The organism is Vibrio sp. ZF57 (genome assembly GCF_001691235.1).
Classification (GTDB): Bacteria; Pseudomonadota; Gammaproteobacteria; order Enterobacterales; family Vibrionaceae; genus Vibrio; species Vibrio crassostreae_C.
This window is the reverse complement of the sequence record NZ_MAKD01000137.1, coordinates 179463-205102: the sequence shown is the minus strand read 5'-3', so window position 1 is coordinate 205102 and position 25640 is coordinate 179463. Positions and strand designations below refer to the sequence as shown.

Genomic DNA, 25640 nt, shown 5'->3' with positions numbered 1-25640 from the left:
TTTATGTTAAGCGCAACAAAGAGGCTAATCAGATATCCAGATTATGCTTACCGTGTGAGACTTTTGCCTTCAGGTAGCTTTCATTACCCGACTTAACATGAGCAGAGGTGTTCACCACTTCTTCAATCTCAATACCAAAAGATTTCAGCTCATTGATTTTCTTTGGGTTGTTAGTGACTAGGCGAATTTTTGTGGTTCCTAAAGCACGAAGCATTTCTGCCGCTTCAGTAAAATCACGCAAATCATCACCGAAACCTAGATGGTTATTGGCTTCGTAAGTGTTCATACCTTCACTTTGCAGGCGGTATGCATCGATTTTATTGTATAAACCAATACCACGACCTTCTTGGCGTAAGTAAAGAATCACTCCACCCGTCTCACCCATAATTCTAATGGTTTCGTCTAGCTGCTCGCCACAATCACAGCGAGAGGAATGGAAAACATCACCAGTCAGGCACTCAGAGTGCATACGAACAAGAGGTATGTCTTGTGTCTTGTCTGCTGATTTAAATATCACAGCAACATGCTCTTTATCTGTTTTCAATCCATGAAAAGACAGAAGTTCAGCATCAATACTGCTTGTTACCCCTACTTTGAAATCTATTCTGGCACGCACTTCCGCCATAGCTATACTCACTTGAAAATTCGATGTATTTAACAACACTACATTATATGTCTAGGCAATATTTTGTAGCTAACTATCTAATGATAGACACTATGAGGCTGTTAACAATTTTTTTCAAGGTCGACCATGCACTAATTGTTATATTATAACAATAATTTTTCAGGTAACAAAAAACCCCACATTGGGATGACCAGCATGGGGTTATAAATTAATCAGTTGCGGCTAAGGCTACGATTTTTTACAGAACGATTAACTTATTTGAGTTTGCTTCCAGATGACAAGCTGAACCCAAGCGTTCTCTAATTCGGTTAACTCTTCTTGAGTAAGCGTAGAAATGCTCGACTTTGCACTGTATTTTTCTGCCCATTTGTCAGATCGGACACGAGTATGGAACTCTTTCTTTAAATTTGAGATTACGTTATCCACAGATACATCCTTATATAACAGTGCTTAGCCTTTATAATCCTTTAATGTTACAAAATACAGGTCAATTGGTAAACAGTAATACATAATTTTTATGAGCTCTTTCTAACACTTTTTACTGATAGATATATAAATAAGAGAAATAATACGCTCGGAAGTAGCCAAAGTAATAAGTTTGAAACACTCATTGCTGGTTTATAGAGCACAAATTCACCGAACCTTTCCGTCATATATTGAGTAATTTCATTATTACTCTTCCCTGCTTTCACCATATTGAATACAACAAGGCGTAAGTCTTTTGCTATTGGTGAGTTGGATTCAATCAGATTTTGGTTTTGACATTGTGGGCAGCGTAACGTTTTCGCCAAGCTAATAGCACGTTGCTGTTGTTCTGGGTTTTCAAACTCAAACAGTTCAACTTGAATACTCGTCTCTTTATTACTGGCAGTAAACAGATCTTCAGCCATGGTTGAAAGGCTAATCACTAAAAGAGCTGACAGCATAAACAAGGTTTGTACTAGAGACTTCATCATCCATTCACACCATCAAAATACATCGCAAGCTCATCTTTCCATACCATTTCATTAATCACGCCCAATAGCTTTTTAATGATCTGGCCATTGGCATCAACCAAATACGTTTCAGGTGTGCCGATTACGCCCAACTCTAATGCTAACTTGCCTTGAGGGTCACTGATCACGGTTGAGTACGGGTTGCCATCGTTCGATAACACGTTAATCGCAGCCCCAGAGTTATCTCGATAATTAAGCCCAACGATGGGAATGCCTTTATCGTGAAGTTGAAGCAAAAATGAATGTTCGGTTTTACATATCCCGCACCAAGATGCCCATACATTAACCAGTTGATAAGGGTGCTGCGTGACATCAGTAAGCGTAATTTTCTGCTGACCATTGACGCCTTCACTATTCACTAACGCAGTCGATGTAAATTCTGGAAATGCCCTTTGTTGTTCAGACACAATGGTCGACTGCTGCTTATTATCAAGCGCAAAGACAAATCCCAGCACCACAATCAATGCTAAGGCAATTAGAGTAATTAGCTTGTTACGAACGCTGGTATGCATACTGTGACGCCTTAACGGTTTTCTTTTTACGATGAGTCAATGAGAGCAAAGCGCCGATAATGGAGAACAGCCCACCAAACCAGATCCAGCGCGCATACGCCTTATACTGAACACGAAATGCGTAAGCGGTGGAATCGACTTTCTCGCCCATGGTGATATAAACATCGCCATGCCAGAACCACTTCATTGCAGGCTCACTCATGTTCATAACACGAACTTGGTAGTGTCTTCTTTCTGGCGCGATGGAAAAGCTTTGCTCGCTAGCATCTAATTCGAGTATCGCTTTTTCTGCAGTAAAGTTGGAGGCGACATAGAGCTCGGTATCACGATGAGAGAGCGTCCAGCCCATAAACTCAACCTCTTCACCTGGGCTCAATTTGTAACTTCGCTCAAACGAGTGGTAGCTATTCATCGCGGCACCTATCGCTAATACTGCGACACCCACATGCGCCAACGTCATCACCCATACTTTGCGTTGAAACTTAGAGTTGCGCGTTACCGCTAAGCCGTAAACATGAGTCAGGGCTACCCAAAACGCAAGTGACCATGTCATTAGCACCATCACTTGGATCGCTTCAACTTGCAAAACATAAGTTACAAAGCCAAGACAGAGAGACAATAAGGCAATAATTCCAATCACACCTTTCGACGCTTGAGGTTTGATACTGAGCAATGGCGCTAACCCTATCACTCCCATCGCAAGCAGAGCCAATGGCGCAATAAGAAGATTAAAGTAAGGTGCGCCCACAGAGATATTTCCAAGGCCAAGTAATTCAAAAACCATTGGGTAGAAGGTACCAAACACCACCACCGCCGTACCCAGTACAAATATAAGTACCGCCACTAAACTCAAAAAACTTTTACTCGCAAAGCTAGTGATTGGATTCGACTCGAAAGATTCACCACGAACAATAAGAAGAGAAAACGAACTCACTAACACCAAAACCAGTATCAGCAACAGCGCGATACCTTTGGTTGGGTCAACAGCAAAAGCATGAACGGAAGTGAGGACGCCAGATCGAACAATAAAAGTACCGAGGATACTTAAACAAAACGTAATGAAAGCGAGACTGAGAGACCATTTCAGTAACTGTTGTTTGCCCTTAGCAACACCTAGGCTGTGCAGTAAAGCGGTCGAAGTAAGCCACGGCAACAAACTTGCATTTTCAACCGGATCCCAGAACCACCAGCCGCCCCAGCCCAACTCGTAATATGCCCACCAAGAACCAAGAATGATCCCCGCGGTTAAAAAGATCCAAGCGACTAAACACCAACTGCGACAATGGGCAACCCAATCAAACTCAATAGGATCAACCAGCAAAGCGGCAACTGCAAATGCCAACACCACAGAAAAGCCGACATAGCCAAGGTAAAGCAGTGGGGGGTGAAAAATCAGACCGACATCTTGCAGCATTGGGTTAAGGTCGCGCCCTTCTAGCGGTAATGTCGCGTTCATTTCAAATGGGTTTGATGCGAATAAGGTGAACCAAGCAAATATCGCGAGCAGTAGATTCATTACCCACAACACACGGCTTTGGTATTCATTTGAATAGTGTTTTTGTAAGGCGATAACGCCAGACCAGACGCTGATCGTCAGTACCCAAAATAACAAGGAACCTTCATGACCTGCCCATACGGCTGCGAGCTTAAAAAATGAGGGTAATTGAGTATTTGAATGTTCAGCGACATAGAGAATAGAGAAGTCATCACTGACAAAGGCATAGCCAAGCAATACGACAGAAGTGAGAGAAAACTGCGTGCTTGAAAGAGAGAAACTGCGGATTAAACCTAGATTTTGCGTCCGTTTATTTAGCATTTGGTAAAGCGAATGCACACCAATAGTGCTGCTGAGTACAGCAACCAACACCAAACTAAACAGCCCCAAAGAACCGACCATATCACCTCAATAAGACTCTACCGGAGCAGAACCAAGTTAAACCATTATTCGCTTTTGTTGCTCAACGAAACGGTATCTAGTGAGCAGATGTCAAGTATCCAACATCCACTCACTAATAAACTTGAGCGAAATTAAGCTATCGTTAACTGCCCTGCATAAAGGACAAAAGTTCGCAGCATTAATACGCCCATTAGGCTTAGTGAAGTCACCGAGAAAATATATACCGAACTATGGCGGATTGAGGTTGGTGTAACGGCATTCAGCAACAACGGTAGAACCATGCCAACACCGATTACGCCATACCAGAACCAACTCGCCCAGAAACCACTGCCGATTGCGTTCCATACTGCTTGCTCACTTTGGCCACCAGCGAAGATAAGCCCAGTAAAGAAAGTAATAAGAACAAACAACTCAAACATCACGACCGGACGTTCGAACCCGTGGATCCATGAAATGCTCGGGCTATGAGGGGATTCTTTAAAGACCAACACACCAAATAAAATACACGCCGCCGCTCCCGAAGATAAGCTCGAGAATAAGAACAAAATCGGCAACACGGGGTTATTCAACAGTGGGAAGGTATTTAAAGCTGAAAGCAAGAATCCGGTATAAGCGGCAAGCATTAGAGCAAGAACAGCTAAGAATATTTCCAGAGCATTCTCAAACACTTCTAATTTGCCAATCCAGTTCCCGACGAAATCGAGTCGTCCTTTTAACCATGTTTGGTCATTTAAAAATACAACGATTTGATCTCTAAATATAATGCCGATCCAAACAAATAGGATCACCATATACACTTGGAATAAGATCACACCCATCGACATCACAGACGTTGGATTATAGAAGATCATGATCTTCCAAAAGGATAACGGATTTGTCAGGTGGAAAACCAAGATAAGTAGGCCTGAAATGATCCCAAATGGCGCAAGAAAAGCGGTCGCCTTTAATACACCATTATGAGCAGGATCGCCTTCAATGACCTTACGTTTTAGGTAAATGGAGATCATTACGGCGCCCGCCGACATCCCCGCGAGAAATAGATAGATAGCTATAATCCAGTCCCATACCACAGTACCAGACTGAAAAGCTGTGTCCCATGCACTCATAATCAGATCTCCCCTTTTTGGTGTGGCACTTTATAGAGTTTTGGTTGAGTACCGAGATAAGCTTTATCTCTGTAAACCACCTCAGATTTAAGCACCTGGTTTATCTCACTCTTAGGGTCATTTAGATCGCCAAATACTAGCGCATTTGTCGGGCAAGATTCGACACAAGCCGGTAACTTCCCTTGTGCAAGATTGGTATCACGGCAGAAGTTACATTTGTCGGCCGACTTATTCTTAGGATGGAAGAAGCGCACTTGATATGGACAAGCTAGCAGGCAATAACCACAGCCGACACACTTCTCTTTATGTACATCAACAATTCCTGTCTTCTCATCTTTATAGGCGGCGCCTGTTGGGCAAACCATCACACAAGGTGCATTATCACAATGTTGACAAGAGTTACGAGTGAAACGGTAATCAACATTTGGATATTCACCTTGAGGTTCGCTCTTTATGATTTCTAAGCGCGATACGCCTTCAGGCACTTTGTTTACTTCACGACACGCCTCAGTACAAGCAGTACAGCCAATACAAGCGGTTTCGTCATGAACCATTCCGTAACGCTTGGTGCCATCTTCCTGAACATTAGCCAGCGTTTTGCGGCTTGTAACCGCTGCAGTACTTGCAACACCAGTTGTGAAAATAACGGCACCCGCGCCAGCTAAAAAGTTTCTTCTTGAGCAGCTCATAGATTACTCCCCTTCTTTCTTCTGGTTGAAGTCTGAATGGCAATCCACACACAGCTTGATGGTTTGCTTTTTATCTAAGCCAAGCACCTTCGCTTCACTCGCATGCACATCGTGACAGTTTGAACACGTTAAGTTTTGTGCGTGTACGTCATGAGTCCAACTCGCTTCGCGCAGATCATCAGGCTTATGACAATCTATACATTGGCTGTTGGCATCTAGGATTAAGCTAGGATCGAGGAAAACCTTTTCGGTTCCGGGTTGTGATTGAGCCGCGCGATACTTCACCACCTCAGGTGCACCATCACGGTGATCGGGGCCAATAGAACTATGACAATCTGTGCAATTCACTTCACGGCCAAGCAAAGCGTGCGCACTCTCACCATGTGAACCAAATACCGTTTCTTTAGAATCTTTATGGCATTGGACACACTTGTAATCTTTGTCACGTATTAATTCGACTTCATGTCTTGTTGACTCTCCTACTGGCGTAACAGCAGGCTCTGCAACAGCATGAATGGAATAACCATAGAGGCAGAATGCTAGAAGGGATTTAAGCATTATGACTATGGCCAATTTAATATTGCCCATTTTATCCTTTCCTTATACCGGCATTATTTAACTCTCAACCAAATAATATTCCGGTTAAACAAAAGTACCCTTAAACGATATTATTACCGCTTAAATGATATCAATTCTTATTTTGGATAAGCCACAACGCTTTCTATATTTAGAATATACCCCTAATTAGGTAAAGCGAAATATACAAAGGGTAATATGTGAACACAATCACCCTATTTATAGTGAGGGCATGTCGGGTAATTGTTTGTTATATATGCTAATAATTCTCAATAAGACCAGTCTAACTTGATGTCCACATACCCCTTTAGGGTTATATAAACTTCAACGTGATTGAAGTCACTGTCATTAATTGATCTAAAACAAGCAAACATCCGACACGTAACAAAATGTGTTTATTTATGAATTAATATAAACAGCAATTCTCCAGTTCTTAATTTGAATAGCAAACTCACAACGCTTGGTATAAAAATCAGTATATTGGAGATATCACTGTGAAAAAGCATTGGATACGTAATTCCGTCACAGCATTATTAATGGTTAGCGCATCACTAGTAAGCGCGACCAGTTTTGCTGCGTCTGAACAAAAAGAAATTGGTGATCCTCGTAACGACCAGTTCGAGCAAAACCACCCAGATCAATACCATTCATGGAGACAAACGTCAGAGAGCGAAGCCATTGAAGACGCACTAAAAGAAGATCCAAACATGGTTATTCTATGGGCGGGCTACGGTTTCGCGAAAGACTACAACAAAGCCCGCGGCCACTTTTATGCGGTTGATGATGTAAGACAAACCCTGCGTACTGGCGGACCAACCGACGAAAATTCAGGCCCAATGCCAATGGCGTGCTGGAGCTGTAAAAGCCCAGACGTAGCACGCGTTATTGAAGAGCGTGGTGAAGACGGCTACTTTGAAGGTAAATGGGCTCATCTTGGCAGCGAGATAGTCAATCCAATTGGTTGTGCCGACTGTCACGATACTCAAAGTGAAGGCTTTAAAAATGGCGAACCTGCACTAAAGATCACTCGTCCTTATGTTGAACGTGCGTTCGATGCGATTGGGAAGAACTTCGAAGAGCAAGGTCGCTTTGATCAGCAAGCCTCTGTGTGTGCTCAGTGTCACGTGGAATACTACTTCACGGGTCCAACAAAAGGTGTGAAATTCCCTTGGGATAAAGGGACGCGTGTTGAACAGATGGAAGAGTACTACGATCAGATTGGTTTTAAAGATTGGACACATAAAGTCTCTAAAGCACCAATGCTAAAGGCTCAGCACCCAGGTTACGAAACTTGGCGTGAAGGTATTCACGGTAAGAACAACGTCGCTTGTGTTGACTGCCACATGCCTAAAGTGACGAAAGAAGACGGTACCGTTTACACCGACCATAAAGTAGGTAACCCGTTTGACCGCTTCGAAGACACTTGTGCTAACTGCCATACTCAATCTAAAGAGACCATGCGTAACATCGTTTCAAGCCGCAAAGCTCAAGTACTAAACATGAAGCTGACCGCTGAGAAACAAATCGTAGCCGCTCACTTTGAAGCAGGCGCAGCATGGGAAGCAGGCGCAACAGAACAAGAGATGGCACCTATCTTACAAGATATTCGTCATGCGCAATGGCGTTGGGACTACGCTATCGCATCTCATGGTGTTCACATGCACGCGCCTGAAGTAGCCCTAGAGGTTCTTGGAACGGCGGTTGACCGCGCAGCAGACGCGCGAACTAAGATTGTTCGTCTACTTGCGAAGAAAGGCATTACCGATCCAATCGAGATTCCAGATATCTCAACCAAAGAAGCCGCTCAGAAAGCGCTAGGAATGGACATGGATAAGATGAATGCTGAGAAGCAACACTTCTTAGACACCGTGGTTCCTAAGTGGGAAGAGCAAGCTGAAAAGCGTGAAGCTAACTACGAATACTAGTTCCTTCAAATAGACCAATAAGATAAAACCAGTCACACTGTAAAGGTGTGGCTGGTTTTTTAGATTTGGGCGCACTCAACCGTCCCAATTTCACATTACCTTTTAGCTAATTCAAGGAACAAAGAATGAAGCACTTACTTTCGCTTTCGGCATTATGCATCGCATTAACAAGTTCAGGACTTCACGCCTCAGAACGAGCAGAAACAGGGTGGGAAATGATTGAGGAAGGTGCGCTGGTCGTTGATGTCAGGACACCAGGAGAGTTCAAGCAAGGTCATCTGGACAATGCGATTAACTACCCTCTTTCTGAAGTCGCTACGCACTTTGCCAGCATAGACAAAGCTCAACCTATCGTTTTGTATTGCCGCAGTGGTAACCGCTCAGGACAAGCTTACCAGTATTTGAAAGCTCAAGGGTTTACACAGATCCACAACGCTGGCGGTTTAATTGAGATGCAAGAAAGCAAATAATCTCGAAATTACAGATAGTGCCCGTTTAACGGATCATTTGCTTAGCTTGGTTGATCGAATGGATGATAGAGACACGATCAATGCCTTTCTGGTTAGAATCGAGAATTTGAGTCCAAGCATCGATCGCTTGTTGGTAGCGCATACTGATGAAGTGATCGGTCGCTATCAACATCAATGCCGTACGATCGTTGGGATCAAGCTCCATGGATTGATTTAAGAGCACTTTCACATCATCACTCATCGCCTGTGAACTTAGGTAATACAAGGCGCTCGCTTTAGCTGCATAAAGCCCTGAAGGCGCCTGTGGGTCTAAACGAATCGCATAGTCGTAACAGGTAAATGCAGCATCAAACTCCCCTTTCTGCATATAAACACCACCAAGCTTAAACCAAAGGTCTGATTGATTAGGGTCTTGCTTAAGGCTTTGTTGCAGCTCATCTTGGAAATCTGTTGTGGTGTAATTTTCGTTGTCATTGGAAGGAGGCTGAGGCAGCTCTTGCTTCATTTGAAACCAGATAATGCCACTGAGTAGCACTGCGGTGAGTGATATAAGAAGGTTCCCCTTAAGGCTACGACTGTTTTTGTTTGATGCAACGACAATCACCACCAAAAATAGGCTCATCAATAACAAAGCAACCAGTAACCAGATATCCATTTTACTCTCCCTTTTTATCCGCCCATTCACTCTACCTCTTTCACCACAAAGCAAACTTGATCAAGTTATAGCTATTGGCATTTAACGATTTTCCACAAACCACAGGCAATAAAAAACCGAGCACTTAGGCTCGGTTTTTTCAATGATAAGCTTAATTACTTAGCGTAATCGAGATTACTCAGTGTCTTGCTCGCTATCACTTTCAGAGTCAGAAGCATCTGATGCTTGCTCTTCGCTTGATTCAGCAACGTCAGCGTTAATAGTTTCAGCACCAGCCTCAGCTTCGCCTTCTACAATCTCAGCTTCTTCTACTTCGTCGATACGTTGTAGACCTACAACGTTCTCGTCGTCAGAAGTACGAATCAGTGTTACACCTTGAGTGTTACGACCAACTTGGCTCACTTCCGCAACGCGAGTACGTACTAGCGTACCTGCGTCGGTGATCATCATCATTTCGTCGCCTTCTTCAACTTGAACAGCGCCAACAACTGGGCCATTACGTTCAGAGACTTTGATAGAAACCACACCTTGCGTTGCACGGCCTTTCGTTGGGTATTCAGCTAGTTCAGTACGCTTACCGTAACCGTTTTGAGTCACAGTTAGGATATCGCCTTCGTTAGAAGGAACAATCAACGATACTACTTGATCGTCTTCTGGAAGCTTCATACCACGAACACCAGAGGCAGTACGGCCCATTGCACGTACTTTGTCCTCGTTAAAGCGAACAACTTTGCCCGATTTAGAGAACAGCATGATGTCGCTATCACCGTTAGTGATGTCAACGCCAATCAGTGAATCATCGTCACGTAGGTTAACTGCAATTAGGCCGTTAGCACGTACGTTTGCGAACTGATCCAGTGATGTCTTCTTAACAGTACCGTCACCCGTTGCCATGAAGATGAATTTCTCGTTAGAGAACTCAGAAACAGGCAGGATAGCCGTGATACGCTCACCTTCTTCTAGAGGAAGAATGTTAACGATAGGCTTACCACGAGCAGTACGACTTGCTAATGGCAGTTGGTAAACTTTCAGACGGTATGTCTTACCACGAGTAGAGAAACATAGGATGTTATCGTGAGTATTAGCAACAAGCAGACGCTCAATGTAATCCTCATCTTTCATCTTAGTTGCACTCTTACCTTTACCACCACGACGCTGAGCTTCGTAGTCGCTTAGGATTTGGTACTTAACGTAACCTGCGTTAGAAAGCGTTACTACAACGTCTTCTTGAGCAATCAGCTCTTCCATGTCGATGTCATGAACTGCCGCTGTGATTTCTGTACGACGCTCGTCGCCATAGATTTCACGTACTGCTTCAAGTTCTTCACGGATAACTTCCATCAAACGCTCAGTGCTTGCAAGAATGTGCATTAGCTCAGCGATTTCTTCTAGAAGGGCTTTGTACTCGTCTAGAATCTTCTCGTGCTCAAGGCCTGTTAGGCGGTGAAGACGAAGTTCTAGAATTGCTTGTGCTTGTGTTTCCGTTAGGAAGTATTGACCATCGCGGATGCCGTATTGGTCTTCTAACCAATCAGGACGAGCTGCGTCAGTACCTGCACGCTCAAGCATTGAAGCAACGTTACCAAGATCCCAACCACGAGACACTAAACCAACTTTAGCTTCTGCTGGTGTTGGCGCGCTCTTGATCAGTTCAATGATTTCATCAATGTTAGCAAGTGCTAGAGACAATGCTTCAAGGATGTGTGCACGGTCGCGTGCTTTCTTCAATTCGAAGATAGTACGACGAGTCACAACTTCGCGACGGTGGTCTACGAAGCACTTAAGCATGTCTTTGATGTTGAACAACTGTGGTTGACCGTTATTCAACGCAACCATGTTGATACCGAAAGTCGTTTGCAGTTGAGTTTGAGCGTATAGGTTGTTAAGAACCACTTCGCCTACTGCATCACGCTTACATTCAATAACAATACGCATACCGTCTTTATCAGACTCGTCACGCAGTGCACTGATGCCTTCTACTTTCTTATCTTTAACCAGTTCAGCAATCTTCTCGATCAAACGAGCTTTGTTTACTTGGTAAGGGATCTCAGTAACGATAATGGTTTCTTTACCATTCTTCTCTACTTCGATATCCGCTTTTGAACGCATGTAAACCTTACCGCGGCCAGTCTTGTAAGCATCTACGATGCCTTTACGACCACTGATAAGTGCTGCTGTTGGGAAGTCAGGACCAGGGATATAGTCCATTAGCTCATCAATAGTGATATCTTCATTATTGATAAATGCTAAACAGCCATCAACAACTTCACCAAGGTTATGTGGTGGGATGTTGGTAGCCATACCTACTGCGATACCAGAAGCACCGTTTACCAATAGGTTAGGAATTTTTGTAGGAAGTACTGCTGGAATTTGTTCTGTACCATCGTAGTTCGGTACGTAATCCACAGTTTCCTTATCAAGGTCAGCCAGGAGCTCGTGAGCAATTTTCGCCATACGAACTTCGGTATAACGCATTGCAGCCGCGGAGTCGCCATCGATAGAACCAAAGTTACCTTGGCCATCAACTAGCATGTAACGCAGTGAGAACGGTTGCGCCATACGAACAATAGTATCGTATACAGCACTATCACCATGTGGGTGGTATTTACCGATTACATCACCTACTACACGAGCAGACTTTTTATATGGTTTGTTCCAATCATTACCTAGTACATTCATCGCGAACAAAACGCGGCGGTGTACAGGTTTTAGGCCATCACGCACATCTGGAAGGGCACGACCAACGATGACGGACATCGCGTAGTCTAGGTATGAACCTCTAAGCTCATCTTCAATATTTACGGGCGTGATCTCTTTCGCTAGATCGCTCATAGAGCCATTTTCCCTCTATAGTCAGATCGTATTTTTGAATACGTATAAGACCGAAAAATATAACACAAATTTACCTACGGAGGCATCACTTTCCCTCTCCTTTTACCATCTTGTGACCCTTGTAGCCAATCAATTGATGAGAAATTGCACCTCCGCATCATATCTTGCTGAAACATGGTCACTTTACATCCAATAAACTAGCAAAATTGTAGATCTTCTGGTCAGAGCGAAAAGGCAAGTTATAATGCCTGCAATTTCATGGATGCATTATTTAACTTGGAAATGCCGATTATGACTAAATCACAGAACGTAGACCCAGCAGAAATCAAAAAATTCGAAGACATGGCGTCGCGCTGGTGGGATCTGGAAGGCGAGTTTAAGCCTCTACATCAAATCAACCCACTGCGCCTAAATTACGTGCTAGAAAAGACCGAAGGTTTATTTGGTAAGAAAGTCCTCGATGTTGGCTGCGGTGGCGGCATTTTGGCTGAAAGCATGGCTGTTGAGGGCGCAGTAGTCACTGGCCTAGATATGGGTAAAGAACCGCTAGAAGTGGCACGTCTTCACGCATTGGAAACTGGCACCAAGCTCGATTATATCCAGAGCACCATCGAAGACCATGCAGAACAGAATCCACAAACTTACGATGTGGTGACATGTATGGAAATGCTAGAGCACGTTCCTGATCCACAATCTGTGATTAGTGCATGTTCAAAATTAGTGAAACCGGGTGGTCACGTGTTCTTCTCTACCTTGAACCGTAACTTCAAATCTTACCTGTTCGCTATTGTTGGTGCAGAAAAGCTACTTAAGATTGTTCCTGAGGGCACTCATGAGCACGAGAAGTTCATTCGCCCTGCAGAACTTATCAAGATGGTCGATAACACTCCGCTGCAAGAACTAGGGATTACAGGGCTGCACTACAATCCTCTTACGGACACTTATCGTTTAGGCACAAATGTAGACGTAAACTACATCGTCCACACGCAAAACTTTGGCTAAAAAATATCGGTAGCCCTACCGTAAAACCTTTTGTAAAAAAGACGAATGAAAAGAGTTGCAATTACCATAACTTTGCGACTTTTTTCAGTCTAAATTTCGTGCGCTAGCTTCCATTTTGACCACCTCGATTTAAATTTAATCGCCTAAAATCAATCGCCCATTTTGGCCAAAGATCAAGGAATTTTTTTTTATGGGCGTGCAAAAATAAAGCATCATTAAAAGCCGACTTTTATACAATCAAGTCACATATAACCTCATCAGTTAGTGGTCACTTACAGTTTTTTTTCAATCCACCACTTATCCACAAGCAACCCCATTTCTTTACCTTGAAAAATATCAGTTGTAGCACTATCTTGTAACCCAACAAACAAATGACCCCTATATGTTGTGTTTGAACTACAATGTATGGGTAGACCAAGATCACAAAGCCGAAACGTAATTTACAAAAATTACACAGAAATACACAAAAACACGGCCTTGTTCAGTTTTGTTAGGGAAATTAAGCAGAATGAACCAACAACTTACTGTTACCAAGCGTAACGGGCGCAAAGAAACGATCGATCTAGAGAAGATCCATCGCGTGATTACATGGGCAGCTGAAGGCTTGCACAATGTTTCTGTATCACAAGTAGAATTGAAAGCTCACATTCAGTTTTACGATGGCATCACCACTACTGACATTCATGAAACTATCATCAAGTCAGCAGCGGATTTAATCTCTGAAGAGACTCCTGATTACCAATATCTAGCAGCACGTCTGTCTGTATTCCACCTACGTAAAAAAGCGTACGGCGAATACGAGCCGCCTGCACTGTATGACCACGTTGCAAAACTGGTTGATATGGGTAAATACGATAGCCACCTTATGGAAGATTACACGAAAGCTGAATTCGAAGAGCTTGACGAGTACATCGACCACAAACGTGACTTAGACTTCTCTTACGCAGCGGTTAAGCAGCTCGAAGGTAAATACTTCGTGCAAAACCGTGTAACGAAAGAAATCTACGAGAGTGCTCAGTTCCTTTACATTTTAGTTGCTGCGTGTCTATTCGCTAAATACCCGAAATCGACTCGTCTTGACTACATCAAACGTTTTTACGACGCATCGTCTACGTTTAAGATTTCTCTACCTACACCGATCATGTCTGGTGTGCGTACGCCTACTCGTCAATTCAGTTCTTGTGTACTGATCGAGTGTGGTGACAGCCTTGATTCTATCAACGCGACAGCAAGCTCAATTGTTCGTTACGTATCTCAACGTGCTGGTATTGGTATCAACGCAGGTCGTATCCGTGCGCTTGGTTCTGAAATCCGTAATGGTGAAGCGTTCCACACGGGCTGTATCCCTTTCTACAAATACTTCCAAACAGCAGTAAAATGTTGTTCTCAAGGTGGTGTTCGTGGCGGTGCAGCAACTGTATTCTACCCACTATGGCACGGTGAAGTTCAGTCTCTATTAGTACTGAAAAACAACCGCGGCGTTGAAGAGAACCGAGTTCGTCACATGGATTACGGCGTACAGCTGAACAAGCTTATGTACTCTCGCCTAGTTCAGGGTGGCAACATCAGCCTGTTCTCACCTTCAGACGTACCTGGCCTTTACGATGCGTTCTTCGAAAACCAAGACCGTTTTGAAGAGCTATACGTTAAGTACGAAAACGATCCTTCAGTGAAGCGTGAAACGGTTAAAGCCGTTGAGCTTTTCTCTCTGCTAATGCAAGAGCGTGCTTCTACTGGTCGTATCTACATTCAGAATGTTGACCACTGTAATACACACAGCCCGTTTGATTCTGAAGTAGCACCTGTTCGTCAATCGAACCTATGTCTAGAAATCGCGCTTCCTACTAAGCCACTTTCTAACGTAGAAGATGACGAAGGCGAAATTGCACTATGTACGCTTTCAGCATTCAACCTTGGCGCAATCAATGAACTGGACGACCTAGCAGAGCTTTCTGAGCTGGTTGTTCGTGCTCTAGATGCACTGCTTGATTACCAAGACTACCCGCTTCCAGCTGCATACAAGTCGACAATGAACCGTCGTACTTTAGGTGTAGGTGTAATCAACTACGCATACTACCTAGCGAAGAATGGTGTTAAGTACTCTGATGGCAGCGCGAATGGCCTGACTCACCGTACTTTTGAAGCAATTCAATACCACTTGCTAAAAGCATCTGTTGAACTAGCGAAAGAGCAAGGCCGTTGCCCATCTTTCCACGAGACCAACTACGCGAAAGGCCTACTGCCAATCGATACTTACAAAAAAGATATCGACTTAGTATGTGAAGAGCCACTGCACTACGATTGGGATTCTCTACGTGAAGAGATCATGGAGCACGGTCTGCGTAACTCTACGCTAACAGCGCTTATGCCTTCTGAGACATCGTCTCAAATCTCGAACGCGACTAACGGTATCGAGCCACCACGTGGTTACGTATCAGTGAAAGCATCGAAAGACGGCATCCTTAAGCAAGTGGTTCCAGATTTCCTAAATCTTAAAGAGAACTACGAGCTACTTTGGAACATTGGTTCTAACGACGGTTACCTACACCTAGTGGGTATCATGCAAAAATTCGTTGACCAAGCTATCTCTGCAAACACTAACTATGACCCAAGTGTTTACGACAGCGGTAAAGTACCAATGAAGAAGCTGCTTCAAGACCTACTAACAGCGTACAAGTACGGTGTTAAGACGCTTTACTACCATAACACTCGTGATGGTGCTAAAGACGACCAAGGCGATGCAGTTCAAGTGCCGGAAGAAGATTGTGAAGGCGGCGGTTGTAAGATCTAAACCGCAATAAACATTAAGACCCCAGAGAAGAGTTATCTTCTCTGGGTTTAAAGCATTAACAGGGTCCGTTTTATTACGGGTCTTTAAAGGATTTGAGGCATTTATGGCTTACAGTACTTTTTCTCAGCAAAAAAATGACCAACTAAAAGAACCAATGTTCTTGGGTCAGTCGGTAAACGTTGCACGTTACGACCAACAAAAATTCGAAATCTTCGAAAAGCTTATCGAGAAGCAGCTTTCTTTCTTCTGGCGTCCAGAAGAAGTAGACGTGTCTAGCGACCGTATCGACTACAACAAGCTTCCTGAGCATGAAAAGCACATCTTCATCTCTAACTTGAAGTACCAAACGCTTCTAGATTCAATCCAAGGCCGCAGCCCTAACGTTGCCCTACTTCCATTGGTATCTCTACCAGAAGTTGAAACTTGGATTGAAACTTGGTCTTTCTCTGAAACGATTCACTCTCGTTCTTACACGCACATCATCCGTAACATCGTGAATGATCCAGGCGTAGTATTCGACGACATCGTTGAAAATGAAGAGATTCTGAAGCGTGCTAAAGACATCGCTTTCTACTACGACGACCTAATCAAGCTAACGGCTGACTACCACCGCTACGGTGAAGGCAACCACAGCATCAACGGCGAAGACGTCAAGATTTCACTTCACGACCTGAAGAAGAAACTTTACCTATGTCTAATGTCTGTAAACGCACTAGAAGCGATTCGTTTCTACGTAAGTTTCGCATGTTCATTTGCATTCGCTGAGCGTGAGCTAATGGAAGGTAACGCGAAGATCATCAAGCTAATCGCTCGTGATGAAGCCCTTCACCTTACTGGTACACAGCACATGATCAACTTGCTACGCAATGGTCAAGATGATTTTGAATTCATGCAGATCGCTGAAGAGTGTAAGCAAGAGTGTTTCGACCTATTCAAAGAAGCGGCTGAGCAAGAGAAAGAGTGGGCAGAATACCTATTCAAAGATGGCTCTATGATTGGTCTGAACAAAGACATTCTTTGCCAATACGTTGAGTACATTACCAACATCCGTATGCAGGCTGTTGGCCTAGGTACGGCTTACCCAGCAGCAACGTCGAACCCAATTCCATGGATCAACGCTTGGTTGTCTTCAGATAACGTTCAAGTTGCTCCACAAGAAGCAGAAATCAGTTCTTACCTAGTTGGCCAAATCGACAATGAAGTAAAAGCTGACGACTTTGAAGGATTTGAGCTGTAATGCCAACAATCAAAATCAACAAACTGACTTCAATTGAATCTAACCCTTCAAACACTCTGTTGGAAACAATGGAACAAGCTGGGTTAGAGCCAGAATACAACTGCCGAGATGGTCACTGTGGCGCTTGCCGCTGCACGTTGGATTCTGGTGAGGTCGAGTACGTTGGTTTTGCTATGGCTTACACGCAAGGTAATGAGATATTGCCTTGTATCTGTAAAGCAAAGACTGAGCTATCGCTGAGTAACGTTATTCATAGAAACAAGCAAAAACGCGCATAAGCCAGCTGGCTTTAGGTCACTTTGTTCGAATATCGTCAATAAGAATCAAAAAAGGGTCCGCTTCCTTTAGGAATGCGGACCCTTTTCTATTTATGTCTTTAGGTATCTAAAGCGACTCGTCTATCACTCAACCAAATATTCCTGTTGGCTTGTGTCATACAAAGCCAAACGTTTATTGCTGAGTCAGGTTAAGAGTCACAGAGCCAATATAACAAGCGCTTCGGCACTCTCCACAGCCGTTACACTTATCTTTGTCCACTGTAGGCAACTCTCCTACTTCGATGTGTATTGCACCAGCTGAACACGCCGTTTGGCATGCTGAACAGTCCATTTGCATGTAATTATTGCAGCTATCCGCAAAGCTCGGCTTGAGGTCGATATAAGGCGTGGCCGTTGGATGAAGTGCGCCGGTCCGACACACTTCAGTGCATTTGTTACACATAGAACAACTGTTGTAATCCAAATTCAGCAGCGCACTGCCCTCTAGCATCTCAATAACGCTATTTGGACACGATTGTTCACACAATCCACAACCGTCGCAAAGACGCTCAAACAGCACCTCATCGACCGCTCTTGGCGGTCTTGCATGCAAGCGCTGTGATATCTCTTCATAATTCGCGGCTGCTTTAACCGGTTTAGAAAGTCGAGTTAAGAAACCGCGTCTATTTGAATTTATTTGTTCAGACATTAGTCGATATATAACTTTTTAGTAGCAACGTTTAAATTATATTCAGATATTAAGTACTTAAACCAATCTATTACATCAACCGATAGCTTTTTATAAAAAGATAACTCTGATGCTTTATTTAGTTTTTCTAAATAAACAGAAGACCAAGTTAATAAGTGACCCTCAAGTAATTCACCAGCTGAATTAATATTATTATTTTCTAACAAATACGCATGAGCGAATAACATTAAACCAAATTGATCTTCCGGCTCTCTTAACCCAGTGTCTAATTCAATCTGATTCAATTCTAAAAACTGGCGATACTCAACCGTAGAAGCACCAAACACAACGCGGTCTTTATCTAGGTACACAGAACCCCAAGGCGGAGCTGGCATGTCTCCAACGCCTTCAAACAGGCGGCTGAACTCTGCTGCGAGCGCATCTTCGTCTTCGCTTCTTAATGCCTGCAAGCATTCTTCAGAGAGTACTTCGCTCTCAACCAAAGCTTCGACAATGGTGATTAACTGTTCTTTACTTGTCGCTTGATAAAATAGCGAACCCAACAATTTATGCGTATCGATAATCATTATTATTTATACCGTTATAGGTTTAAAGATAATTATATTAATTAACTCATTTCATTCTTTGATCTATTTTATACATTCAATTCATAAACTTTAAATTCCACACTTATTTGATGCCAATCAACCAATAATTCGAAATAAATACATAAAGAATAAACTACCTATAAAGTGCTAGCTATCAATAGTAAAAGGCATCTTAGAATGACGAATAAGAAAGAATCTGGGGTAATGAATCTTACTCGAAGAGGCTTCATGAAAGCTTCCTCTGCAGTAGGTAGTGCAGCTGCACTTGCGGGCGGTATTGCATTACCTTTCAAATCCAAACCAGTAGCGGCTGCAGTTGCTGAAAATGTGGATGAGAAAATCGTATGGAGTGCATGTACAGTAAACTGTGGCTCTCGCTGCCCACTGCGTATGCATGTACAAAACGGTGAAATCAAATACGTAGAAACAGACAACACAGGCACTGACGAATACGGTCATCACCAAGTTCGTGCGTGTCTACGTGGTCGCTCGATGCGCCGCCGTGTTTATAACCCAGATCGCCTAAAGTACCCAATGAAACGTGTGGGTAAACGTGGTGAAGGTAAGTTTAAGCGTATTAGCTGGGAAGAGGCTTATGATGAAGTCGCTGGCACCATGCAACGCCTTATCAAAGACTACGGTAACGACACTATCTACCTAAACTACGGTACAGGTACGCTGGGCGGCACGGTTACTAAATCTTGGCCACCAGCACAAACGCTGATTGCTCGTCTAATGAACCTAAGTGGTGGTTACCTAAACCATTACGGTGACTACTCAACAGCGCAAATCGCGAAAGGCTTGAGCTACACCTACGGTGGTTGGGCAAACAACAACTCTTTCTCTGACCTAGAGAACACAAAGCTTAATATCCAATTTGGTAACAACCCTGCTGAGACTCGTATGTCTGGCGGCGGTCTGATCCACCACTACGTAGAAAGCAAAAACAAATCGAACGCAAGAACGATCATCATCGACCCTCGCTACACCGATACTGCAGGTGGTCGTGAAGATCAATGGATTCCAATTCGTCCTTCAACTGATGCTGCATTGGTAGCAGGTCTTGCACACGTGATGATCACTGAAGACCTTGTCGACCAACCGTTCCTAGACAAATACTGCGTAGGTTACGACGAGAAGACTCTGCCTGCATCAGCGCCTAAAAACAGCGACTACAAATCTTACATCTTAGGTTTAGGTGAAGATGGCGTAGAGAAGACACCTGAATGGGCCTCTAAGATCACAGGCATTCCAGTTGATACTATCGTTAAGCTTGGCCGTGAAATGGGCACAGCGAAACCATGTGCGATTCACCAAGGTTGGGGCTTACAACGCACTGCGAACGGTGAACTAGCGTGTCGTGCAATCGCGATGCTGTCACTGCTCACTGGTTCTGTGGGCGTATCAGGCGGTTCAACCGGCGCTCGTGAAAGCGACATCAACATTCCATTTGTGCGCTTCCCTACTGTGCCAAACCCAGTTGAAACGTCTATTTCAATGTTCATGTGGACAGACGCGATTTACCGTCACCATGAAATGACCGACATCACTGATGGTGTTCGCGGTGCAGAGCGCCTTAAGAACCCAATCAAGATGATCTGGAACTACGCAGGTAACTGCATCATTAACCAACACTCAGACATCAACAAGACTCACGCGATTCTTCAAGATGAAAGTGCGTGTGAAATGATTGTCGTGGTTGATAACCATATGACGTCTTCAGCGAAGTACGCCGATATCATCCTGCCAGACTTAACAACGTCTGAGCAAGACGACTGGTGTATGGACGGTAAAGCGGCGAACATGCCTTACTTCATCTACGCGCAGAAAGCGATTGAGCCTCAGTTTGAAGCGAAATCTATCTACGAGATGTGTACTCAGCTTGCGAAACGAATGGGCGTAGAAAAAGAGTTCACCGAAGGCCGTACTCAAGAGCAATGGATTGAGCACCTTTACGCAGAAACTCGTAAGAACGATCCAACACTGCCAACCTTCGAAGAGATGAAAGAGCTGGGTATCTACAAACGTAGCTACGACCACCACTACATCGCTTATGAAGATTTCCGTAAAGATCCTGAAGCGAACCCACTGACCACACCAAGTGGCAAGATCGAGATCTACTCAGAGCAACTGGCTGATATCGCGAAGACTTGGAAGCTGAAAGAAGACGAAGTGATTCACCCACTTCCGATTTACGCGGACTCTTTCGAAGGTCATAACGACCCACTAGCAGAGAAGTACCCACTTCAGCTAACCGGTTTCCACTACAAGGCTCGTACTCACTCGACTTACGGCAACGTTGCAGAAATCAAAGCAGCAGCACCGCAAGAGTTGTGGATCAACCCAATCGATGCAAAAGAACGTGGTATTGAAAGCGGCGACATGGTGAGTATTTTCAACGACCGTGGCGAAGTACATATTCCAGCGAAAGTGACACCTAGGATTCTTCCTCGAGTTGTCGCACTAGGCGAAGGTGCATGGTACGCACCAGATGGTCAGAAGATCGACCATGCAGGCTCTATCAACGTGCTGACGACTCAGCGCCCGAGCCCACTTGCTAAGGGTAACCCTCAGCATACAAACCTAGTTCAAATCAAAGCGCTAAAGAAAGCATAAGGTAGGTTGGAATGAAACAATACGGCTTTTACATTGATTCAAGTAAATGCACGGGTTGTAAAACCTGTCAGCTTGCTTGTAAAGATTATAACGATCTAGACATCAAAACGAACTACCGTCGCGTATACGAATATGCCGGTGGTGGCTTCACTCAAGATGGTGATACCTGGGTTCAGAAAGATGTCTTTTCTTACTACCTATCTATCGCTTGTAACCACTGTACTAACCCAGCGTGTGTGAAAGTGTGTCCTTCGGGCGCAATGCACAAACGTGATGAAGACGGTTTGGTTGTGGTTGATGAGAGCGTATGTATTGGTTGTCAGCACTGTAGCAATGCGTGTCCTTACGGCGCACCACAATACAATGCTAAGAAAGGTCATATGACGAAATGCGATGGTTGTTACCAACGTGTTTCTGAAGGCAAACAGCCTATCTGTGTTGAGTCTTGCCCACTTCGTGCATTGGAGTTTGGTGAAATCAATACACTTCGCGAGAAGTACGGCTCTGGTGCGGATGTGGCTCCACTGCCATCTTCAACAGAAACGCTACCAAACATCGTGATTAAGCTGAACAAAAACGCGAAGCCGACTGGCGATACCAGCGGTCACCTAGCAAACCCGAAGGAGGTGTAAGATGATTTTTCATGAGTGGTCTTTAATCTTCTTTACGGTGCTGGCGCAAACTGCGGTTGGTGGTTACTTACTGATTGGCGCACGTGCACTGGTACTTGGTCATGACGAAGAGAAGCTGAACAGCTACAAGGTTCCAATGTTTATCCTATGGGTACTGATGGGTCTTGGCTTCATGTTCTCGACAACGCACCTTGGCTCTCCACTGCGCGCGTTTAACGCTTTTAATCAGCTAGGTTCGGCTTGGTTGTCTAACGAAGTGTTCTTCGGTGCGGCATTCTTCGCTGTCGGTGGCCTGCAATGGTTACTGTCGGTAGTCAAGAAAGGTGGCGTTGCTATCCAGAAAGCACTGATGGTTGGCGCGATGTTACTGGGTGTTATCTTCATGTACGCGATGATCAACGTATACATGATCAACACAGTACCGACGTGGGACAACATCTACACACCACTGAGCTTCATCATGACGATGGTTGTGGGTGGCTTGCTGTTATCTCAGTTCGTGATTGTATTCGCAAACGACAGCCGCTTTACGGTTGACCGTAACATCACCATGTTGGCTGTTATCGCTGTTGCTATCAGCTTGCTTGTGACAGTAGGAAAACTGAACCTAATCGGAGACATCCAAACTTCAGCGGCAAAAGCGTCTGAGTTAGTCGATGGTTTAGGTAGCTATGTGATTCTTCAAGTGGCACTGCTAATGGCAAGCTTGTTGATTTGGATTCTACCTATGCTGAACAAAGCAAAAGTGAACCCAGTTAACCTTGGCTTAGCACTAGTATTGTTCTTGGCTTCAGAGTTAATCGGCCGTGGTTTGTTCTACAGCCTACATATGACAAGCGGTTTGTAATCGAGTTCTTACAGACATGAGTTGCGTGTAAACATCGCTGCTTGTTTGGTTATCTAGAAGGCTAGATAAACAAAAGGCCCAACACCTATTTAGATGTTGGGCCTTTTTATTTCGTTTTTTCTAGCGTTTTTAATACAGACTTAGCGAGTTCGCTTACATCGTTAGCTTACATAGCTACTTAATGATAGCCGCTGGAATAAACATGTCTTTTAATCGCTTAACCGAAGAATAAGTACCAAACATCGGTTTGTTATCTAAATGCCTTCTCAGCATATCGGTGGCAACGGTCTTAATCACGTTGCGTTGGTCTTCACGCGAGTACTGACGATAAAACTCAAGTACCTGCCCCCACTCGCCTGCTTCAGTCGACAATGCAACGCTGAATGTGTTGCCTTCCAGCTTACCAGTCACCAAAGCCAATTCAGTTCCGCACTTATCTCTTGTTGCTCCAGCCAGCGCAAAGGTCGCGGCTAATGGATCGCTCTTTTCAAGTTCGCTCTCTTTTGGCTCAGCCATCACCCATGAGTGTCCGAAGCAATCTTCTATCTGCTCATTCAATTGCAGCCACGCTGACAGTGAACCTTTGGTCGACACTTCAGACACAGATAACGTCTTCTTTTTTTCCGCCATGATGTGTCCAATATGGTCAATCATCGGCTCATCAACACTAACGACATTACTCTCTAGCAGCTTGTAAACCATCTGCAGAAGCTTAACGCGAGTTTCTAAGTCTGCCTTAGGACCAAACAGTTTGACCTCAATGAACGGCAGATAAGAGCGATAACCAAGTTCATAACCTTCTGGCAGCTTTAGTTGATCCAAAACATCAGAGATACCGGACTCAGACAAACCAAACGTAAACAGTCGACTGCATTCAGAGGCAACCACTTGAGGGTAGGTACACGACAAGTCAGGAAGAATCTCAAACGTCACCATGCGCTTGAATTCACTTGGTACACCCGGCGTGAAATAGAAAGTCGCATCGTTAATTTTCAGTTTGAAGCCACAAGCCGTCCCTACAGGGTTATCGACAATCTCTGAACTCGCAGGTAACAAAGCTTGTTTAAGGTTGCTGTCTGGCATTGGCATGCCACGTCCAGAGAACATCTCTTCCATACGAGCAAGCCATTCAGGGAACATGACGAGTTTCTGCTCGGAAGCAGCTGCAGCGGCGGCAGCACTCATATCATCGGTTGTCGGGCCTAAACCACCATTAACGATAACCACATCATAGTTAAAGCTCAGCATCAGCAATTCTTCAACAAGAGCATTCATTTGATCACCCACAGTTGAGCGCTTAGCAAGCGCAAAACCATGCTGATAAAACTCAGCAGACATCCAAGCTGCGTTTGTATCTACAATGTCTCCATGAAGAACTTCTTCACCTGTGCTTAACATTGCGATTTTCGTCATATTTCTATCCCTTGTTGTCATAAAAAGACACTGCATTATTTACAAACTGGTCTATGGTTGAATTTGGAGCAATTCGCCTTTTCATTAATATTAATAATGTTAAACCTAAGGTTTTCTTAGGAAAAGCTATAAATTATTAGTTCCCTAAATCAGGCATTTAATAGATAATTGTGACCCTGATCAATTCCAAACTTTCTCATGGAGACCCTTGTGGCCAAATCACCGTTACTAGCAAAGGTTACTGCCGCATTTTCAATGCTAATGTCAGTTAACTCGGTTGCAAGCCAATACGACTTCGACCAGCCAATCAACCTTTCTTACTCGGATGAATGTGCTCAAGATTACTGTTTTAATGACAACTTGTACACCTACAAGCCTAGTACCAATTACGCACTGAGCGAATCGAGTGATGAGTACGACTTCTCAATCCAACAACCAAAACACATGTTGGTGAGTCAGGAGAAAGATTGGGATTACCTAATGGGTCAAACCTACACCATTCTTGGCTTGAGTGTCGCGACAGTGGGTCTAATGACTCTGCTCCCTGAAAGTATTACTAAGTGGGATGATGACCAACGTGATATCAGCTCATTAGGTAAAAAGTGGAAAGATAACGTTTCTGCTGGTCCAACATGGGACCGTGACGAACACTTCCTAAACTACGTAATGCACCCATATTTCGGTGGTGTTTACTACACCGCAGCTCGACACGCAGGTTACGACGAGTTTGAGTCATTCTTATACTCTTGGACTATGTCGACGTTCTTCTGGGAATACGGCGTAGAAGCGTTTGCAGAAGTACCTTCATGGCAAGATCTCTTCATCACACCTTTCTTCGGTGCGGTTGTCGGTGAAATGATGCTAGAAGCAGAGCAGGATATCATTGCTTCAGGTGGCGAAGTGATGGGCTCTCAAACCATGGGTGATGTGTCGCTATTCTTCCTTAACCCTGTTGGACACATTCACTACTGGGTAAGTGACGCATGGGGCGGTGATGCAGAAGTTAACCTGAATACTAACCCTTGGTGGGATAACCAAGACGCTGCACGTTTTGCTTACGATGCTGGCGCACCATACGACTCTCAGTTTGTTGGTATGAACTTCAAAGTAACGTTCTAATTCGTCTCTAGTACTACTCAATATAAGTTATTGAATATAAGTTGCTGAATCATCAATCACAGTGACAACTCTTCTAAAAAGCGGCTCTCTAGCCGCTTTTTTTGTGCCCTACTCTTCATTCTCTTTTTTTGCATCGAAGCTTAGTTTC

The 25640-nt window shown here is 44.1% G+C and carries 23 protein-coding genes; 10 read left to right on the top strand and 13 right to left on the bottom strand.

Annotation, left to right across the window (positions count from 1 at the left end; genetic code table 11):
• Nucleotides 1–28: 28 nt before the first annotated feature.
• From ribA to nrfB, 8 genes are all read right to left on the bottom strand, one after another.
• The gene (gene ribA / locus A6D97_RS20795; protein WP_004733379.1) at nucleotides 29–625 is read right to left on the bottom strand and encodes a GTP cyclohydrolase II; all 597 of its coding nucleotides are present in this window, start codon (nucleotides 623–625) and stop codon (nucleotides 29–31) included.
• Between the two features lie 249 nt (nucleotides 626–874).
• Nucleotides 875–1051: a hypothetical protein gene (locus A6D97_RS22090; RefSeq protein ID WP_017098202.1), complete on the bottom strand. Its 177-nt coding sequence runs from the start codon at nucleotides 1049–1051 to the stop codon at nucleotides 875–877.
• An 89-nt stretch (nucleotides 1052–1140) separates the two neighbouring features.
• Complete coding sequence (nrfF, locus tag A6D97_RS20790; protein ID WP_065585174.1) at nucleotides 1141–1581, bottom strand: heme lyase NrfEFG subunit NrfF; 441 nt, start codon at nucleotides 1579–1581, stop codon at nucleotides 1141–1143.
• Nucleotides 1578–2132, bottom strand: a complete 555-nt coding sequence (locus tag A6D97_RS20785) for a DsbE family thiol:disulfide interchange protein (RefSeq protein WP_017063563.1) — start codon at nucleotides 2130–2132, stop codon at nucleotides 1578–1580. The genes nrfF and A6D97_RS20785 overlap by 4 nt, the downstream gene beginning before the upstream one ends.
• Nucleotides 2113–4029 carry a heme lyase CcmF/NrfE family subunit gene (locus A6D97_RS20780; RefSeq protein WP_065585173.1) on the bottom strand — a complete coding sequence of 639 codons (1917 nt, stop codon included), beginning with the start codon at nucleotides 4027–4029 and terminating at the stop codon, nucleotides 2113–2115. Before A6D97_RS20780 ends, A6D97_RS20785 begins: the two co-directional genes overlap by 20 nt.
• Before the next feature lie 131 nt (nucleotides 4030–4160).
• Nucleotides 4161–5135, bottom strand: coding sequence for a cytochrome c nitrite reductase subunit NrfD (gene nrfD / locus A6D97_RS20775; RefSeq protein WP_065585172.1), 975 nt, complete (start codon nucleotides 5133–5135; stop codon nucleotides 4161–4163).
• Nucleotides 5136–5137: 2 nt separating this feature from the next.
• On the bottom strand, nucleotides 5138–5824 hold the full coding sequence (gene nrfC, locus A6D97_RS20770) for a cytochrome c nitrite reductase Fe-S protein (RefSeq protein ID WP_065585171.1): 687 nt from the start codon (nucleotides 5822–5824) through the stop codon (nucleotides 5138–5140).
• 3 nt (nucleotides 5825–5827) lie between these two features.
• The gene (gene nrfB, locus A6D97_RS20765) at nucleotides 5828–6412 is read right to left on the bottom strand and encodes a cytochrome c nitrite reductase pentaheme subunit (RefSeq protein WP_008222036.1); all 585 of its coding nucleotides are present in this window, start codon (nucleotides 6410–6412) and stop codon (nucleotides 5828–5830) included.
• 482 nt (nucleotides 6413–6894) lie between these two features.
• Between nrfB and nrfA the strand changes: the two genes are divergently transcribed.
• Nucleotides 6895–8325, top strand: coding sequence for an ammonia-forming nitrite reductase cytochrome c552 subunit (gene nrfA, locus A6D97_RS20760; RefSeq protein ID WP_170791837.1), 1431 nt, complete (start codon nucleotides 6895–6897; stop codon nucleotides 8323–8325).
• A 125-nt stretch (nucleotides 8326–8450) separates the two neighbouring features.
• Complete coding sequence (locus A6D97_RS20755) at nucleotides 8451–8795, top strand: rhodanese-like domain-containing protein (protein WP_017063559.1); 345 nt, start codon at nucleotides 8451–8453, stop codon at nucleotides 8793–8795.
• Between the two features lie 25 nt (nucleotides 8796–8820).
• On the opposite strand, the gene A6D97_RS20750 is transcribed toward A6D97_RS20755, so the two are convergent.
• Together A6D97_RS20750 and gyrA are read right to left on the bottom strand one after the other, a co-directional pair.
• On the bottom strand, nucleotides 8821–9450 hold the full coding sequence (locus A6D97_RS20750) for a tetratricopeptide repeat protein (protein WP_017063558.1): 630 nt from the start codon (nucleotides 9448–9450) through the stop codon (nucleotides 8821–8823).
• A gap of 174 nt (nucleotides 9451–9624) precedes the next feature.
• On the bottom strand, nucleotides 9625–12282 hold the full coding sequence (gyrA, locus tag A6D97_RS20745; protein WP_017063557.1) for a DNA topoisomerase (ATP-hydrolyzing) subunit A: 2658 nt from the start codon (nucleotides 12280–12282) through the stop codon (nucleotides 9625–9627).
• A 258-nt stretch (nucleotides 12283–12540) separates the two neighbouring features.
• On the opposite strand from gyrA, the gene ubiG reads away from it, so the two are divergent.
• The 4 genes from ubiG to yfaE all read left to right on the top strand — a co-directional run bounded on the left by ubiG (nucleotide 12541) and on the right by yfaE (nucleotide 17590).
• Nucleotides 12541–13284: a bifunctional 2-polyprenyl-6-hydroxyphenol methylase/3-demethylubiquinol 3-O-methyltransferase UbiG gene (ubiG, locus tag A6D97_RS20740; RefSeq protein ID WP_017063556.1), complete on the top strand. Its 744-nt coding sequence runs from the start codon at nucleotides 12541–12543 to the stop codon at nucleotides 13282–13284.
• A gap of 508 nt (nucleotides 13285–13792) precedes the next feature.
• Entirely contained in the window at nucleotides 13793–16075 is a 2283-nt protein-coding gene (gene nrdA, locus A6D97_RS20735; protein WP_017060992.1) for a class 1a ribonucleoside-diphosphate reductase subunit alpha, read from the top strand.
• A gap of 103 nt (nucleotides 16076–16178) precedes the next feature.
• Nucleotides 16179–17312 (top strand): class Ia ribonucleoside-diphosphate reductase subunit beta, encoded by a 1134-nt coding sequence (gene nrdB, locus A6D97_RS20730; protein WP_017063554.1) that lies wholly within the window; start codon nucleotides 16179–16181, stop codon nucleotides 17310–17312.
• Entirely contained in the window at nucleotides 17312–17590 is a 279-nt protein-coding gene (gene yfaE / locus A6D97_RS20725; RefSeq protein ID WP_010438115.1) for a class I ribonucleotide reductase maintenance protein YfaE, read from the top strand. The genes nrdB and yfaE overlap by 1 nt, the downstream gene beginning before the upstream one ends.
• A gap of 172 nt (nucleotides 17591–17762) precedes the next feature.
• Here the strand turns inward: yfaE and napF are convergent, their stop codons facing one another.
• Nucleotides 17763–18278 (bottom strand): ferredoxin-type protein NapF, encoded by a 516-nt coding sequence (gene napF / locus A6D97_RS20720; RefSeq protein WP_065585169.1) that lies wholly within the window; start codon nucleotides 18276–18278, stop codon nucleotides 17763–17765.
• Complete coding sequence (locus A6D97_RS20715) at nucleotides 18278–18844, bottom strand: molecular chaperone (RefSeq protein WP_017060995.1); 567 nt, start codon at nucleotides 18842–18844, stop codon at nucleotides 18278–18280. The genes napF and A6D97_RS20715 overlap by 1 nt, the downstream gene beginning before the upstream one ends.
• Before the next feature lie 198 nt (nucleotides 18845–19042).
• On the opposite strand from A6D97_RS20715, the gene A6D97_RS20710 reads away from it, so the two are divergent.
• The 3 genes from A6D97_RS20710 to A6D97_RS20700 are packed head-to-tail and all read left to right on the top strand — an operon-like array spanning nucleotide 19043 to nucleotide 22960.
• On the top strand, nucleotides 19043–21481 hold the full coding sequence (locus A6D97_RS20710) for a DmsA/YnfE/YnfF family dimethyl sulfoxide reductase (RefSeq protein WP_050621272.1): 2439 nt from the start codon (nucleotides 19043–19045) through the stop codon (nucleotides 21479–21481).
• An 11-nt stretch (nucleotides 21482–21492) separates the two neighbouring features.
• Nucleotides 21493–22113: a DMSO/selenate family reductase complex B subunit gene (locus A6D97_RS20705; RefSeq protein WP_004733360.1), complete on the top strand. Its 621-nt coding sequence runs from the start codon at nucleotides 21493–21495 to the stop codon at nucleotides 22111–22113.
• 1 nt (nucleotide 22114) lies between these two features.
• Nucleotides 22115–22960 (top strand): DmsC/YnfH family molybdoenzyme membrane anchor subunit, encoded by an 846-nt coding sequence (locus A6D97_RS20700; RefSeq protein ID WP_065585168.1) that lies wholly within the window; start codon nucleotides 22115–22117, stop codon nucleotides 22958–22960.
• 174 nt (nucleotides 22961–23134) lie between these two features.
• Here the strand turns inward: A6D97_RS20700 and A6D97_RS20695 are convergent, their stop codons facing one another.
• Nucleotides 23135–24373, bottom strand: coding sequence for a CinA family nicotinamide mononucleotide deamidase-related protein (locus tag A6D97_RS20695; RefSeq protein WP_065585167.1), 1239 nt, complete (start codon nucleotides 24371–24373; stop codon nucleotides 23135–23137).
• 210 nt (nucleotides 24374–24583) lie between these two features.
• On the opposite strand from A6D97_RS20695, the gene A6D97_RS20690 reads away from it, so the two are divergent.
• Nucleotides 24584–25492, top strand: coding sequence for a DUF3943 domain-containing protein (locus A6D97_RS20690; protein ID WP_017069173.1), 909 nt, complete (start codon nucleotides 24584–24586; stop codon nucleotides 25490–25492).
• Nucleotides 25493–25640: the final 148 nt, after the last annotated feature.